This window comes from Candidatus Zixiibacteriota bacterium (assembly GCA_040756055.1).
Classification (GTDB): Bacteria; Zixibacteria; MSB-5A5; order GN15; family FEB-12.
On the sequence record JBFLZR010000005.1, the window covers coordinates 25180 to 40199 of the forward strand.

At 51.7% G+C, this 15020-nt stretch carries 14 protein-coding genes; 12 read left to right on the forward strand and 2 right to left on the reverse strand.

Annotated elements, in window-relative coordinates; genetic code table 11:
• Positions 1-41 precede the first annotated feature (41 nt).
• The 10 genes from dapF (at position 42) to AB1483_10080 (ending at position 11154) form a co-directional block, all read left to right on the forward strand.
• Positions 42-887: a diaminopimelate epimerase gene (gene dapF / locus AB1483_10035; protein ID MEW6412796.1), complete on the forward strand. Its 846-nt coding sequence runs from the start codon at positions 42-44 to the stop codon at positions 885-887.
• A gap of 16 nt (positions 888-903) precedes the next feature.
• Positions 904-2229, forward strand: a complete 1326-nt coding sequence (locus AB1483_10040) for an MFS transporter (GenBank protein MEW6412797.1) — start codon at positions 904-906, stop codon at positions 2227-2229.
• 109 nt (positions 2230-2338) lie between these two features.
• Positions 2339-4138, forward strand: a complete 1800-nt coding sequence (gene argS, locus AB1483_10045; protein ID MEW6412798.1) for an arginine--tRNA ligase — start codon at positions 2339-2341, stop codon at positions 4136-4138.
• Positions 4139-4259: 121 nt separating this feature from the next.
• Entirely contained in the window at positions 4260-5273 is a 1014-nt protein-coding gene (gene aroF / locus AB1483_10050; GenBank protein ID MEW6412799.1) for a 3-deoxy-7-phosphoheptulonate synthase, read from the forward strand.
• The gene (aroA, locus tag AB1483_10055) at positions 5273-6616 is read left to right on the forward strand and encodes a 3-phosphoshikimate 1-carboxyvinyltransferase (GenBank protein ID MEW6412800.1); all 1344 of its coding nucleotides are present in this window, start codon (positions 5273-5275) and stop codon (positions 6614-6616) included. The genes aroF and aroA overlap by 1 nt, the downstream gene beginning before the upstream one ends.
• Entirely contained in the window at positions 6613-7458 is an 846-nt protein-coding gene (locus AB1483_10060) for a shikimate dehydrogenase (GenBank protein ID MEW6412801.1), read from the forward strand. The genes aroA and AB1483_10060 overlap by 4 nt, the downstream gene beginning before the upstream one ends.
• Positions 7459-7468: 10 nt before the next feature.
• Positions 7469-8038 (forward strand): shikimate kinase, encoded by a 570-nt coding sequence (locus AB1483_10065; protein MEW6412802.1) that lies wholly within the window; start codon positions 7469-7471, stop codon positions 8036-8038.
• Positions 8019-9131, forward strand: coding sequence for a 3-dehydroquinate synthase (gene aroB / locus AB1483_10070; protein MEW6412803.1), 1113 nt, complete (start codon positions 8019-8021; stop codon positions 9129-9131). Before AB1483_10065 ends, aroB begins: the two co-directional genes overlap by 20 nt.
• Complete coding sequence (gene aroQ, locus AB1483_10075; GenBank protein ID MEW6412804.1) at positions 9124-9564, forward strand: type II 3-dehydroquinate dehydratase; 441 nt, start codon at positions 9124-9126, stop codon at positions 9562-9564. Before aroB ends, aroQ begins: the two co-directional genes overlap by 8 nt.
• A gap of 3 nt (positions 9565-9567) precedes the next feature.
• Positions 9568-11154 (forward strand): M3 family metallopeptidase, encoded by a 1587-nt coding sequence (locus AB1483_10080; protein ID MEW6412805.1) that lies wholly within the window; start codon positions 9568-9570, stop codon positions 11152-11154.
• A gap of 11 nt (positions 11155-11165) precedes the next feature.
• Here AB1483_10080 and AB1483_10085 read toward each other — a convergent pair whose 3' ends face one another.
• The gene (locus AB1483_10085; protein MEW6412806.1) at positions 11166-11825 is read right to left on the reverse strand and encodes a hypothetical protein; all 660 of its coding nucleotides are present in this window, start codon (positions 11823-11825) and stop codon (positions 11166-11168) included.
• Between the two features lie 37 nt (positions 11826-11862).
• Positions 11863-12528, reverse strand: coding sequence for a hypothetical protein (locus AB1483_10090; protein ID MEW6412807.1), 666 nt, complete (start codon positions 12526-12528; stop codon positions 11863-11865).
• A 163-nt stretch (positions 12529-12691) separates the two neighbouring features.
• Here AB1483_10090 and AB1483_10095 point away from each other — a divergent pair, with 163 nt between their 5' ends.
• Together AB1483_10095 and AB1483_10100 are read left to right on the forward strand one after the other, a co-directional pair.
• The gene (locus AB1483_10095; GenBank protein MEW6412808.1) at positions 12692-14062 is read left to right on the forward strand and encodes an MATE family efflux transporter; all 1371 of its coding nucleotides are present in this window, start codon (positions 12692-12694) and stop codon (positions 14060-14062) included.
• A 95-nt stretch (positions 14063-14157) separates the two neighbouring features.
• Positions 14158-14928: a fumarylacetoacetate hydrolase family protein gene (locus AB1483_10100; protein ID MEW6412809.1), complete on the forward strand. Its 771-nt coding sequence runs from the start codon at positions 14158-14160 to the stop codon at positions 14926-14928.
• Positions 14929-15020: the final 92 nt, after the last annotated feature.

Sequence of the window (15020 nt, forward strand, 5' to 3'; positions counted from 1 at the left end):
TTAAATTGCCAGAAGCGCCAAAAAGCCATTTCGTTAGCCCTATGCAGATACAATTCACCAAGTACCACGCTCTACAAAACGACTTTCTCGTTATAGAGCAAACCGGAGCCAGTCTGTCCGGACGTCGTCTTTCAAATATCGCGCGGACCTTCTGCCATCGCCGCACGGGCGCGGGCGCCGATGGTATACTGGTACTGTCGAAAGCCCGTGGAATTGACTACAAAGTGGACATCTACAACGCCGATGGCAGTTGGGCCGAGAAATCGGGAAATGGTCTGCGTATCGCGGGAGTCCACGTATTTCTGAAAAGCGGAAAGCGGCAAAAAAGCGACTTTCTTTTTCGGACAGGTGCGGGTGTCGACCGGGTACAAATCGGCAGGAAAATAAAAAACGGCTACCTGGTGACCGTTGATCTGGGCCGGCCCGAGTTCGACACTTCGAAAATTCCGGTTAAGACTAGTCAGCGTTATATGATAAATGCGCCGCTCAAGGTGGGTACGGTAAATCTCCCGGTGACATGTTTGTCGGTGGGCAACCCGCATACGGTGCTTTTCGTCGACAATTTCGACTTCGACTGGAAAGCTCTCGGCGCTGATCTGGAAGTCCACAAAGCCTTTCCGAATCGGACGAACGTTGAGTTTGTCAAGGTTGTCACTCCCCGCGAGATATTGGTGTGTGACTGGGAGAGAGGTGCGGGGGCTACCGGATCATCGGGAACCGGGGCAGCGGCATCGGCCTGCGCCGGTGTTATGCTGGGCTTGGTGGACCGTAGGTGCGAGGTAGTTTTTGATACCGGCTCTCTGGATATTCACTGGATTGAGAAGACCGACACTATCAGGCTGACCGGGCCGGTCGTACATGTGACACAGGGCACATTCCAACTGTAGAGTTGTCGATAGCTCCATGCCTACCACGATATCATCACCTCCCGAACAATCCAACATCGGCTCACTATCAAGCGCGCTGAGAACGGGCGTGGTCGAATATCTGTCGCACGTCAAAATGTTTTCGCGCAACGCCCGTCTTTACCTGTTCGGTTCTTTCCTTATGGGTATCAACTTCCACGTATTTCAGCTTCTTCTGAATCTGTATCTCAAGCAGCTTGGATTTAACGAAGGGGAGATAGGTTTTGTTGTCTCCTCCCGGGCCATAGGAATGACGGTCATTGCGATTCCGGCCGCCATACTGATGAGTCGGGTCAAACTGAAACCGCTGCTGATTATCAGCGGGATTTTATTTGCCGGGTTCAGTTTCTTCATAGCCACGTATCAGGTGTTTATTCTTTTGGTGGGTTTCTCCGTTCTCAGCGGCATGGCTTTCGCGTTTTACCGGGTGGCGGCCGCGCCTTTCTATATGCGAAATTCAACACCGACGGAACGTACGCATTTGTTTTCGTTTTCATTCGGAATGATGTTGCTGGCGGGCATGGCGGGGTCGATCGGTTCGGGGAAGATGGTGATGGTTCTTGGCGATCTCACGGGTGATATCGTCCTCGGCTACCAGTTAACCATGTATCTGGGTATTGTGGTGGCGCTGATGGCCGTAATACCGTTTTTTCTGATCAAGGCGGCAAAACCTTCAGTGGAAGAAAACAAAATCAATATCACCTGGGCCCAGTTAAGACAGCGAGGCTGGTTCTACTTCAAAATCACCATAAGCAATTTCATACTTGGGGGAGGAGCCGGACTGATTATTCCGTTTCTGAACCTGTACTTTCGGGACAGGTTCGGCCTGACTCCGGATACTATAGGTCTGTACTATTTCGTGGTCCAGCTTGCCATGCTTGTCGGGTCGCTATCCGGCCCGTTGCTGGTTAAACGGTTCGGGCTGGTGAGGACGGTCGTTATCACGCAGATCGCGTCAATTCCGTTCATGCTGGTATTGTCGTACAGCTATATGCTGCCGTTGGCTTTCATAGCGTTCATCTTCAGGGGCGGTCTGATGAATCTCGGAGCCCCGCTCGTCACGAATTTTGGCATGGAGATGTCGCAGAAGCAGGAGCAGGGGTTGGTCAACGCACTACTTCAGGTCGCCTGGACATCCTCGTGGATGTTCTCAGCGGCTATTGGCGGAAGTCTCATTGAGGCCTACGGCTATACAGTGACTATGAATATTACGATTGTGCTATATGTTATTTCGACTGTCCTGTTTTTCGGCTTCTTTCGAAAATCCGAGATACGAAGCGGGAGTTCTGTAGGCTGGACGCTTGCTCGCGACAATGGATCGTAGTGACGAGTGCGTCAAATATTCGCCCCGAACTGGCTGATAATTCTGGACTTGACGGATAAAACTGTTATTTTTAGCCTTCTCAATAACTTTACGATAGACAATCAGGCTGATGAGCAAAAGCAAATACAAAGAGATATTTTCAAGGGCGATTAGTGAAGCCTTTCAGACTGTATACCCGGAGAAATATTTCGAAACGGGTCAGCAGAGTATTTTCGACTCTGGTTTTGTATTTCAAAATCTCGAGAAGCCAAAAGACCCAACAATGGGACGTTTCGCTCTGCCGGTTTTCAAATATGCCGGTCTTTTAGGTGATAAGCCGCAGAACATAGCCGAGAAAATATCCGAAGCCGCCGACGCATTGCTTTCGAGCGCCCCGGTGAGGACTGTCGCGACCGGCGGATTCATAAATGCCAGAACCGACTTTGCCGAGGAAGGAGCGGAAACTCTACGGGATATTATCACAGCGGACGCTGCCTACGGTTTTTCGGATGATGGTAGGGGTCGTACCGTGCTTGTGGAGTACTGTTCCGCCAACATCGCTAAGCCGTTTGGTGTCGGGCACTTGCGTACCACCATCTTAGGTAATTCTTTAAGGAAAATCTTCCAACGGCTTGGCTATGATGCCGTCGGTATCAATTATGTGGGCGACTGGGGGACTCAGTTCGGCAAGATGATTGTCGCCTACCGGAAATGGGGAGCCGATTTGCCCGTGGGCAAGGAGACTGTCTCCGACCTGCTGAATCTGTACGTGAAATTCCATGACGAAGAAGAAAAGAACCCGGATTTTGCTGAGGAGGCAAGAGAGGCGTTTAAGAATCTGGAAAATGGCAGGCCGGAGGAAAGGGCGCTCTGGGAACGTTTCCGGAATATCTCATTTGCGGAGTGGCAGCGTGTATTTGACATTATGGGAATAGAGTTCGATTGGACAACCGGTGAAGCGTTTCTCAACGACAAAATAGAGCCGGTCATTCAGCGTCTGAAGAAAGTCGGGCTGACATCGGTTTCCGATGGCGCCCTCATAGTGGACCTTCACGACCCGCAACTGCCGCCGTGTCTTTTGCGCAAAGCCGATGGCGCCACGTTGTATGCTACCAGGGATATTGTCGGCCTGTTATATCGCGCCGAGAAATACGATTTTCACGAGGCGCTTTATGTTGTAGCTTCGGCTCAGTCCGATCACTTCAAGCAGGTTTTCAAGGTGGTCCAAATGCTCGAGGAGGCGGAGAATGTGCCAGAATCCAGAAGAATCGCTCCCCGGGCCAAACATATCGACTTTGGATGGGTCAAGTTCGGTGAGAAAACCATGTCGACCCGGCGGGGTAATATCGTTTTCCTCGAGGATGTCGTCAACCAGGCCGTTGATCTGGCCAAACAGAAAATCCTCGAGAAGAACCCGGATTTGAAGAATATCGATGAGACTGCCCTTATGATCGGCACCGGCGCGGTAATATTTTCTCAGCTTTCAGTCAGGCGTCAGAAGGATGTCAATTTCGATTGGAACGAAGTACTCAGTTTCGAAGGAGAGACCGGTCCGTATTTGCAGTACACGCACGCGAGACTCTGTTCACTTATGCGCAACTATTCGGGGAAAATATCGCCGGATATCAACATCGGTTTTCTCGACAACGAGGAGGAGAAGCGGGTTGTGGAGTTGCTGGCAGACGCTCCAGATGCAATAAGGGACGCGGCCAGAAATTACGAGCCGAATTTTATTTCCACTCATCTGTTGAAATTGGCGGGCGCTTTCAATAAGGTATATCAACGCAAGGATGAAAGCGGAAAGATCGATAAGATTATATCCGATAATGCTGACCTCACGGCTGCTCGCATGGCGCTGGTCAGGTCGGTTCAAGTGGTGATAAAAGAGGGTCTCTATTTGCTGGGGTTAAAGGCCCCCGAGGAGATGTAACGGGTCGCGAATAATCACTTGCGCCTCTATCCGGCAAAAAATACCTTATGTAGTTGCTATGAAAATTCCCTGGCTCGAAAGGCCGGGCTGTTAAACTGACGGTATCTACGGAGACTTATTAATGTTAGTTGTAATGGAGACGACCGCTACCGACCAGATGGTCGCCAAGGTTTGTATTGTTATCGAGTCAATGGGGCTCACCGCCCATCCGATACCGGGCACACAGAGAACAGTGGTGGGTGTAACCGGGAATAAGTCGAAAGTTGATGCCGATAAGATATTCGCTCAGCCTGGCGTGAAAGACATAATTCACGTTACTCCCCCTTTCAGACTGGTCAGCCGCGATCACAAAGCGGAGGACACGATTGTGGACATCAGCGGTGTCCGCATTGGCGGACGAGAGTGTGTGATGATGGCTGGGCCGTGCAGCGTGGAGAGCCGCGAGCAAGCTTTCGCGATAGCGGAGGCGGTGTCAAAAGCGGGCGCAAAGGTGTTTCGCGGCGGGGCGTTCAAACCAAGGACATCACCATACAGTTTCCAGGGGCTGGGAGAGAAAGGATTGAAAATCCTCCGTGAAGTTAAGCAGGAGTTTGGTCTATTGATAGCCACCGAGGCTCTCGACACGGAGACGCTGGACCTGGTCGCGGAGTACACTGATATCATTCAGATTGGCGCCCGCAATATGCAGAATTTCTCACTGCTTCGCAAAGCCGGACGATCACGGAAACCGGTTCTTCTCAAGCGCGGCATGTCAGCTACTCTTGAGGAGTTTCTGATGGCCGCGGAATATATTCTTGCCGAGGGCAATCCGAATGTGATCCTCTGTGAGAGAGGAGTCAGGATATCCGCCGACCGAACAAGAAATACGCTCGACCTCTCCGCGATTCCATATGTAAAACGCACCAGTCATCTGCCCATAATTGCCGACCCCAGTCACGGTACCGGCCGGAAGGACTTTGTTATTCCGCTTTCCCGTGCGGCTGTCGCGGTTGGCGCCGATGGTCTGCTTGTCGAAGTTCACCATGATCCGGCCAATGCGCTCTCCGATGGTGCTCAGGCAATCACCCCTGACATGTTTCAGAGCATGATGGATCAGGTTAAGGCGATTGCAGCGGTACTCGACAGGACATTCTGATGCCCCGTAAGATTCACCCGACAAAAAAATATGGCGGTACAATATCTGTCCCCGGGGACAAATCAATAGGTCACCGAGCGGCGCTCTTGTCGATACTGTCCAAAGGCGATATCAAGATTATCAACTTTCCTCGCAATGCCGACTGTTTGAGATCACTCGAAGCCGCCAGGGCGTTCGGAGTGCGGGTTAGCGAGCAGGACGGGATAATGCGCTTGAGTCCCCCGGAGACGCTGACCATCGCTCCCGATACGCTTATCGAATGCGGCAATTCCGCAACGACCGCGCGACTTCTTTTCGGCATCATCGCCGGCTCGAATCTTACGGTAACTCTCTCCGGTGATGATTCGCTTTCACGACGTCCGATGGCGCGCGTGATCGAGCCGCTGAGCGCGATGGGCGCGGAGGTGTTCTCCAAAGAAAACAAGCTGCCAGTCAAAATCAGCGGGAAGAAGCTGCTGCCGTTCGATTATGAGTTGCCGATTCCGTCGGCGCAGGTCAAATCCGCCGTGCTACTGGCCGGGCTGGCATCTTCGTGCTCGGTGAACGTTCGCGAAAAGACCATCACGCGTGACCACACCGAAATAATGCTGGAACAACTTGGTGAAGGTGTCGAGGTGAGAGAAATAAAACCGGTGATGGTTCAGGATCCGGTCGATCCGAGAAAAAAGAAAATGCACATGCCGGAGTCGTTCAAAAAGGAGATCCGTATAACCTCGCAGACACGCGTAAACGGCGGCACGGTTGACATTCCTGGTGATTTTTCGACGGCGGCATTTTTCATGGCCGGCGCGGCGGTATCGAAAAAAACGATCACTATAGAAAATGTAGGGCTGAATCCGACAAGGACAGGATTTCTTGATTACCTGAGGGCGGCGGGCTGTAAAGTGGAAATCACTGAAAAGAGAACAGTCTCGGGAGAACTCCGGGGAAGTGTCACCGTGACAGGGGGAGAGCTGAAAGCGCGCAAGATAGCAGGCGACTCGGTCGTCGAGCTTATCGATGAAATCCCGGCGCTGTCGGTGGTCGCTGCCTTTGCCGATGGTACCACGGTCATTCGTGATGCCGGTGAGCTTCGCGCGAAGGAATCGGATCGGCTCGAGGCAATTACCGAGAATCTTAAACTCATGGGCGTCAAATGCGGCGTACTCGAAGACGGTTTGGCAATTGAAGGTCGCAGGGAGCTGACGGCCGCCGACTTTAAATCGTTCGGCGACCATCGAATAGCGATGGCTTTTTCAGTTGCTTCGCTTTTCCTGATAGGGCCATCCAGCATCGACAATCCGGATATTGTCGAGATCTCGTGCCCCGGCTTCTATAGCCTGCTGGATAAAGTCACGGCATGAAAGATAAGTACTTATTTGGAGTGGTGGGCCATAAAATCGGTTACTCACTCTCACCGCAAATTTTCCAGACAATTTCCAAAATTACCGGGGTGCCCTGCGATTTTAAGTCCCATGACATCGCCCCGCGTCGTTTCAATATAGACTTCCCTGAGGTTCTCAAGAGCGGCATTGATGGATTCTCGGTCACGATTCCTTTTAAGAACAGGGTTGCGGAGTATTTGGATGAAGTTGATGTCTCTGCCGTCGCGGTTGGCGCGGTCAATTCCATCGGTATCAAAGACGGCCGAGTCTTTGGTTACAACACAGACAGCTATGGTTTCTCCCTGCCGCTGCTGAAGCACTCTGATAAGCTCCACGGCGGAGCGGCGCTTGTCTTTGGGGCAGGTGGCGCTGCCAAAGCAATCGTTCACAGCCTGGCTACCAGATTCAAGATGAGGCGAGTATGTGTGTTCGCCCGAAGTGCCGTCAAGTTCGCGGAATTCAAGCAGTGTCTCCAGGAGAATATCCCCAGTCTCAATATCGAAGGTGGTTTAATCGAAGACTACGACCCGCAGAGTTACGAACCGTACGATATCGTTGTCAACTGTACTCCTCTGGGAGGATGGAACCATCTTGATGAATCCCCTCTGCCGTCATCATTTAACTGGCTGGCCGGTAAAATCTACTGTGACCTCAGTTATAACCGGGGCAACAAAATTGTTGCTTCGGCCGCAAAACAGGCGTTGACAGCGTACGATGGTTCTATCATGTTAATAGGGCAGGCTCTCAGATCGCTCGAACTGTGGACAGGCATAAAGGTAGAATTTGAACCTGTTTATGGTGAAGTGTTTGGCGGGGTATAGCAGGTCTGTAATGCTGAAGAACGCTAATATATTTCTGGTGGGTTTCTCCGGCTCCGGTAAGTCGACCATCGGCCGCAAGCTGGCGCGCAAGCTCCGGGTACAGTTCTACGATACGGATCAGATAATCGAACAGGCGGCCGGCAAGAGTATACCTCGCATTTTTGATGAGGACGGGGAAGAGACTTTTCGTCACCTCGAAGAGCAGGCCGTCGAAGGGATAGTCAAGCGGCGGTTGCACAGCAAGGTGGTTGCCCTGGGGGGCGGTGCTTTCGAAAACAAAAGGACGCGGGGGCTTCTCAGTCAGAGTGGTGTAGTTATCTACCTGAGCTGCGCCCAGGACGAACTACTCCAGCGTATCAGCAGACTACCGGCTCGTCCAAAGCTGCGTGTGCAGGGGGGCATGGATGCCAAAAAAAGTCGGGTTGTCTTGAGGGAGCGGATGAAATCGCTATTAGCCAAACGTCAGAAAAACTACAAGACGGCGCATCTGACTTTCTCGACCACCGGAAAGGACCCGGATAAATCGACTACCGAATTGAAGTCAAAACTGGTAAGAATGTATGCCCGAAATAGTCGTTAATTTGAACAAACGCAGCTATCCCGTCGTGGTGGGCTCCGGGATCGGTTCCAAACTACCTGCGAGACTTCGCAGGATTGCCGGCGATGCCAGGCTTTTTGTTTTCTACGACGCCAACTTTTATGCCCTTCACGGTCATATCCTTCAAAAGTCGCTGGAGAAGGACTTCAGGACTGTCGAAATTGTGTCGCCATCGGGAGAACGGTTTAAATCCCAGAGACAGCTTAACAAAATTCATGATTTGCTTTTTGCGGAAAAAGTCACCCGCTCGGATTTAATTCTGGCCTGTGGCGGCGGTGTGACAGGCGATCTTGTCGGTTTCGCGGCATCTTCCGCCCTGCGTGGAATTCGATGGGGTATTGTGTCCACGACACTGCTGGGAATGGTCGACGCAGCGATCGGCGGCAAGACCGGTGTCAATCATCCGCTTGGAAAGAACCTTATTGGCTCGTTCTGGCAGCCATCCATTGTCTGGTGTGACATCGATTATCTGGCTACACTCCCGACACGAGAGTGGATATCGGGACTTGGAGAGGTCATCAAATATGGCGGTCTGATGGGCGGCCCGGTACTTGAATGGTTATACGATATTCATGATTGGCCGGTCGATCAACAGGGTCGCATGCTCCAGAAAGTGGTCGTTGAGTGCTCCGGGTATAAAGCCAGAGTGGTCGCTGCCGATGAGACCGAGAGGGGACAGAGAATGGTTCTCAACCTGGGCCATACCTTCTCGCATGCCATAGAAGCGACTGTCGGGTTCGGAAAGCTGACCCACGGCGAGGCCCTGATCATTGGATTGAAGGCGGCAGTCGATCTTAGCTGCATTCTTAGCCGTCGTCGAGAGGCAACTCTTAAAAAGTATGATAAAATCTTGACCGGCTTCCTGAAATACGTGAGACGGCGCAGAATCGATGCTGCCGGGGTAATGAAGGCAATGCAGGTCGACAAGAAACGCGGCAATCTGACGGCAAAATTCATCTTGCTTGAAAAACCGGGAAGGCCTATCATTGCGGAAGGAATAAACAGGGATCTGGTATATAAATCACTGCTATCGGCTTTAGAGGTTTACGGGCTTTTCGGAGGACGCAATGCCTAAAATTCTTGTTGTTAATGGTCCTAATCTCAATTTGCTGGGCAGGAGAGAGCCGGAAATTTATGGTTCCCGGAGCCTGGAGGATCTCAACGACAAGCTGGTTCTGCTGGCCGCCGAGCTAAAAGTCGAGCTTGAGTTTTTTCAGTCCAATTCTGAAGCCGAACTGATCGACTTTATTCACACTAAGGGGTTTGATGCGGATGGCATGATTATCAATCCCGGGGCGTTCAGCCACTATAGTATCGCCCTGCGTGATGCTATTGCGGCGGTCGGCATTGACACGATTGAGGTCCATCTGTCGAATATTTATAGTCGGGAGGAGTTCCGACACAAGTCGGTTATTGCGCCGGTGTGCCTGGGACATCTGGTCGGTTTCGGATTCTACGGTTACGCTATGGCGCTCAGCTATTTCAGTGACCTGTCGAAAGAGGAATAGTTCATGAGAGTGGCGCGCTTTTTCATAATTGCCGTGAGTATGATTTTGATTAGACTCGTCTCGTGTACTCAGCAGCCGCTGACACAGGAAGCCCTGCTTACGACGCTTGATTCTCTTGAGTATAAAATGGAATGGCTCGATTACCGCATTTCTCTGGCCATGTGGGAACTGTACACCACCGGTGAATCGGACTCTCTTCGTTACTATCAAAATCTTTACGGTGAGGTAGTCTCTGGCCCCGAAATCTACCAGCAGTTGTCTTCGGGCGGAGCGCTGCTTACCGATGAGCTTAACCAGCGCAGAAGAGACATACTTTTCGGCGCCGTTCTGGTTGGCAAGGTTGAAACCGATAGGGACATAAGCGAGCTGCGCGATTCGCTGGAAGTGGTGAATATCAACTACCGTCCGGAATTCGAGGGGGCTGAGAGGACCTCGGGATACCTCTACAGCGTGTTTCGCACGGATCCAGGCCGTACCCGCCGGGAGCTTGCGTACCGGGCGTGGTGTTCGGTCGGCGATGAACTTGCCGAAGGTCTCGAACAACTGCTCCGGATGCGGGACCAACGGGCACGCCGTCTTGGCTATAATAGTTACATCGCCCTTAGCTTCGGTGCCAACGGAATCGACATGACTAACTATCGGGCGCTGTTAAGACAACTGGATTCGCTCAGCGCTCAACCCTACCTTGAGATAATTAAAAGAATTGCGACCGACCTCAATGTTGACCGTCCGGAGATTTGGGACCTGTCCTATTCCTACGGTGACATAACGACGCAGGTGGATCGCTTTTTCCCGGCTGATTCCCAGATGAACTACATCCAGCGGAGTCTCGAAGGGGTTGGTTTTGACCTCGATAAGATGCCCATTTACTACGATCTGGTTGACAGGCAGGGAAAGTCGCAATTCGCGTTCGCGTTTCCGATCAAGCCGCCTCATGATGTCCGCGTACTGGCGAGCCTGTATGATGGCATGTACAGCACCCGGATGCTTTTCCACGAGATCGGGCACGCCGTTCACTACACGCAGATCGCGCAGGACAATCCATTATTCATCAACAATATTCAGGGCGCCTGGTCCGAGGCTATGGCTCAGACAATTTCCGCTCTGATGGATGACAAATTCTGGCTGGCTGAATATGCCCACATGCCGGAGCAATTGATAGATTCCTATCTAAAATCGAAGCGGGCGCAGGATATCATTTACCTGCGCACGACACTGGTGAGGCTTTATTTCGAACTTGAAGCCTACACCAATCCCAACCGGGATATCAACAAGCTTTACTGGGACCTGTTTGAGAAGTACATGATGTTACCCCGGCATGATGATATGAAACCGTGGGCGGCCATATTCCACTACACGACCCACCCCGTCTATCTGCAGAATTATCTGTATGCCGACATTGTGGCCGCACAGACGATAGACTTTCTAAAGACCAATTACGGCAGCTTCGTTGACAACCCCATGACCAGCGCGTTTCTGATTCAGAATTACTACCGTTTCGGCGGACGGTACGACTGGCGGGAATTGCTCAAGCGGGGAACGGACGAAGAATTCAATCCAGCTTATTTCATCAAGCGGATAGGCTTGTAGAGTATATACCCTCAGCGTTTCATTATCGGGATGCCGATGCCGAATTCGATGCCGATGCACTCGCCGAAGAAATCGACCTCGTAGCCCCACAGGTCGTCGATCTGTCTGCCTTTGGAAAAAGCCCGCGTGTAATATAACTCGTATCGCATGTTATAGCTTTTCGATGAATACGAAAACAACCCGAAACCTAACCGTATAAAAGAATACGTACCCAACTCCAAGTCCGGGCCGCTTTGTGGCCACTTTGCCGTAAAGAGCCCAACATCGAGACGAGCATAGGGAATGGATCGAGTGAGGGTCCGCAGGTTATATATACCGCTGACCGAATAGAACCATCCCTGACCATTGCTCACATCTTCACCGGGGACCGTCTTATAGCCGCGCTGGATACTCGCTTGAAGTCCATAGCGTGGCTGAGGGTAATATGTCAGCGACAGTCCGAAGCCATAAAGTGCCTTATCAACGTCATCGCCGCCAAAATCGTCGATCAACTCCGCTGTCTTTCCGATAACCACACCACCTGTCAAAAACGGAGCCAGGTTCAGTTTTAAATCGACGATATTTGCCGGTTTGGTATCAATTTCAGGTTTGTCTTTCTTCCCGGCGTGGACGGTATTGAAAGCCGCCAGCAATAGTGCTACTGCCAATACAAACGTTCTGCGTGTTCGCATGAATCCCTCCTGTAAAGTGTACGAGATTGCTATCGTTTCAACGCGTCAAGAGCGGAATACCGAGGCCTATCTCGAGACCGACCCGCTCAGCATCGAAACCTATTTCCTGACCATCAAGGCCCTCAGGCTTATTTTCGCCGGAAAAAACTATGCTGTAGTACAGCTCAATCCTGGTGCTTATTGATTTCATTCGAAAGATAAAGACACCTACCCCGGCTCGGCCGTAAGTATGGGTGCCAAGCCCGAGATCATCGTCTCCGGAATAGTCCGGAAGAGTACCGGTTGCGATGCCAAAGTCGATCCGGACATAGGGGATGGACTTGACGTGCTTCAACGAATAGATAGCAAGGCTACCCGAAATTATGCCGCCGCGGATGGCCTCCCACTCACCGGGGAGATGCTTTCGGAAATACTCCAGGTTGAGCCCGATAGAAAACACCGGTTTCGGGTGATAAACCAGCGAAAGCCCGCCGGACCACAGGAGCCTTTCTGAAAACTCATTGTTAATCTGCTCTATCTTTTGCGATGCCTCGCCGACCACCATTGCCGCGCTTAGAAATGGTATGAGATTCAGCTTGGTCTTTCTAATCGTCAGGGGTTCAAAAAGCGTGGAGCTTTTCGTGGAGTCTTGCGCTGACGATATGGAGCCACACGCAAGCAGCAAGAAAATGGCAAGAGTTGTGGCTATGTGACGGGTCCGCATGGACCTCCCCATTTGGTGTATAAAGGTAAATAAGACAATCCTGTCTGCCTAATAAAATGGGATGAACAGTCTTTGTCAAGCGGCGGTGTCGATAAGATTTAGCTTGAGACAACAACCGTGAAAGGCTACCTTATTCCGAAATACTCAAATCGCGCGCGAAAAAATGCAGGAATCGACATTCTCAACACAGCCGGATGATAAAATAACGAACGGTTCGATCTCGAGGTCGATCTTCAGTCTGGCCGTACCGGTTGTGCTGGCCATGTTCATGCAGTTCGCCCTATCCTCGACCGACTACTACTGGGTCGGCAGGCTGGGTCCTACCGCCCAGGATGCTGTCACCAGTTCGATGGTGATTACCTGGACGGTCTACGCCCTTATGACCATTATTTCCGTCGGTATTACGGCTCTGGTCGCCAGATATGTCGGGGCCCGGGACTATAATAAAGTCACGTACTATATAAAGCAGGGTATAGCTATGGCCGTAGTCCTGTCGCTGTTTTTTGGCGCGGCGGGATACCTGCTCACTCCGAGCATACTTAATTTCATGGACACCAGCCCGGCCACCCATGTGCTGGCTTCACCGTATTTGAGGATATTTTTTGCTTCGGCTCTTTTCTTTTTCGGGCAGGACCTGGTCTACGCCATATTTCGTGCTTCGGGAGATACCCGGACTCCCACTCTTGTTGGCATAGGAGGGGTGCTTCTGAATGCCGCCCTGGACCCGCTTTTGATTTTTGGTCTGGGACCGATACCTGCTCTCGGAGTGGCGGGCGCCAGCCTGGCAACATCTATATCAGTAACGGCCGGCGCGGCGGTTATCACGATTCTATTGATGAAAGGCAAACTCGGATACCCGGTTGACAAACCATTCTCAATAACGCCGCATCTTAACTCAATGATCAAGATCGCGCGTATCGGTATGCCAATCGCCAGTCAGCAGTTTATCTTTGTCGTTGTCTATTGGTTTCTCATCAAAGTTGTTCATGTCTACGGGGAAGCCGCTGCCGCCGCGATGGGAATAGGAAATCGGATGGAATCGTTTTCATATCTGACCTGCTACGGATTTTCGGTCGCCGCTTCGACTATGGTCGGCCAGAACCTGGGCGCCAAAAAACCGGATCGGGCAGCCAGATGCGCGTGGGGTGCGGTTGGCATCGCGGTCGCCATCACCTTTGTCATATCTGTGATATTCATAATTTTCCCCAGACAGATCGCCGCCGTCTTCACCGATCACTCCGAAGTGCTCGGGATCGCAATTGACTATCTGATCATTCTCGGTATCTCTCAGATGGCTATGGCGCTGGAAATTGTTCTTGAAGGCGCTTTTGGGGGAGCTGGCGATACCCTCCCGCCGACGTTGGTCATGATCCCGCTATCACTGGCCAGGGTCCCTCTGGCCTATTACCTGGCTTTCCATCTTGACTGGGGCATCAACGGAGTCTGGTGGACCCTCACCTTCACTTCAGTGGCCAAGGGGATTATTCTCGCCTTTGTATTCAAGCTCGGACGATGGAAAACCAAAGAAGTCTGATATTATGTTGCTTCCCCCGGAATATCGCTATTTATTCTTATAATTCGTCAATCGAACTGATCCTCGAAGCGAGGTCGAAAGGGAAAAATTGAGATATGAACAAAAAGTATGTTCGTTTCAGTCCAAAGGGGCAGAATCTGCCAAGATACGGTTCTCTTGAAGTCGACAATGTGACGGCCCTGGACAAGGCTCCCTGGCTTGGGGGGATGGAAACAGGCGATAAATACAAGCTCGATGAAGTACAGCTGCTGGCTCCGGTCGAGCCCTCCAAGGTGGTCTGTATCGGACTGAATTACCACGCCCACGTTAAGGCTTCTCAATCTGCCAACGAGGCCCCGGAATACCCTTTGATTTTCCTCAAACCGCCGTCATCGGTAATCGGTCAGGACGAGAAAATCATATATCCGCCGCAGTCCCAGCGAGTTGATTATGAGGCTGAGCTCGGAGTTGTAGTCGGTCAGACAGCCAAGGGGGTCTCCCGCGATGACGCCATCAAGTACGTATTCGGTTACACCTGTGTCAACGATGTCACCGCCAGGGACCTTCAGAAGAAAGACGGCCAGTGGTCGCGGGCCAAAGGTTTTGATACTTTCTGCCCGGTCGGCCCCTGGATTGTGACGGACTTGAAGTATCAGGATGTTCTGGTTGAGGGCGTACTGAACGGTGAGGTAAAGCAGTCGGGTAGAACCTCGCTCATGATCTTCGACATCCCGTATCTGGTAAGTTACATTTCTTCGGTGATGACCCTTAATCCGGGTGACCTGATTTCCACCGGAACCCCGGCCGGAATTGCGCCGATGAAATCCGGCGATATCATCGAGGTCAAACTGGAGGGGATAGGTACCCTTCGCAACACCATGGCTTGATCCGGGTGCGGCCGGAATTTGCTCGGTCAATGTCGTCCAAATCGGGGAAAAATTGTAGAAACGATTGAGCGAATCAGAGTATCATAAGATAA

What these genes read in the sequence shown, in the direction of transcription:
- AB1483_10095 (MEW6412808.1), top strand. Translation starts at nt 12,692, where the DNA reads ATGCAGGAATCGACATTCTCAACACAGCCGGATGATAAAATAACGAAC.
- dapF (MEW6412796.1), top strand. Translation starts at nt 42, where the DNA reads ATGCAGATACAATTCACCAAGTACCACGCTCTACAAAACGACTTTCTC.
- AB1483_10065 (MEW6412802.1), top strand. Translation starts at nt 7,469, where the DNA reads ATGCTGAAGAACGCTAATATATTTCTGGTGGGTTTCTCCGGCTCCGGT.
- argS (MEW6412798.1), top strand. Translation starts at nt 2,339, where the DNA reads ATGAGCAAAAGCAAATACAAAGAGATATTTTCAAGGGCGATTAGTGAA.
- aroF (MEW6412799.1), top strand. Translation starts at nt 4,260, where the DNA reads ATGTTAGTTGTAATGGAGACGACCGCTACCGACCAGATGGTCGCCAAG.
- AB1483_10085 (MEW6412806.1), bottom strand. Translation starts at nt 11,825, where the DNA reads ATGCGAACACGCAGAACGTTTGTATTGGCAGTAGCACTATTGCTGGCG.
- aroA (MEW6412800.1), top strand. Translation starts at nt 5,273, where the DNA reads ATGCCCCGTAAGATTCACCCGACAAAAAAATATGGCGGTACAATATCT.
- aroQ (MEW6412804.1), top strand. Translation starts at nt 9,124, where the DNA reads ATGCCTAAAATTCTTGTTGTTAATGGTCCTAATCTCAATTTGCTGGGC.
- AB1483_10060 (MEW6412801.1), top strand. Translation starts at nt 6,613, where the DNA reads ATGAAAGATAAGTACTTATTTGGAGTGGTGGGCCATAAAATCGGTTAC.
- AB1483_10040 (MEW6412797.1), top strand. Translation starts at nt 904, where the DNA reads ATGCCTACCACGATATCATCACCTCCCGAACAATCCAACATCGGCTCA.
- aroB (MEW6412803.1), top strand. Translation starts at nt 8,019, where the DNA reads ATGCCCGAAATAGTCGTTAATTTGAACAAACGCAGCTATCCCGTCGTG.
- AB1483_10100 (MEW6412809.1), top strand. Translation starts at nt 14,158, where the DNA reads ATGAACAAAAAGTATGTTCGTTTCAGTCCAAAGGGGCAGAATCTGCCA.
- AB1483_10090 (MEW6412807.1), bottom strand. Translation starts at nt 12,528, where the DNA reads ATGCGGACCCGTCACATAGCCACAACTCTTGCCATTTTCTTGCTGCTT.
- AB1483_10080 (MEW6412805.1), top strand. Translation starts at nt 9,568, where the DNA reads ATGAGAGTGGCGCGCTTTTTCATAATTGCCGTGAGTATGATTTTGATT.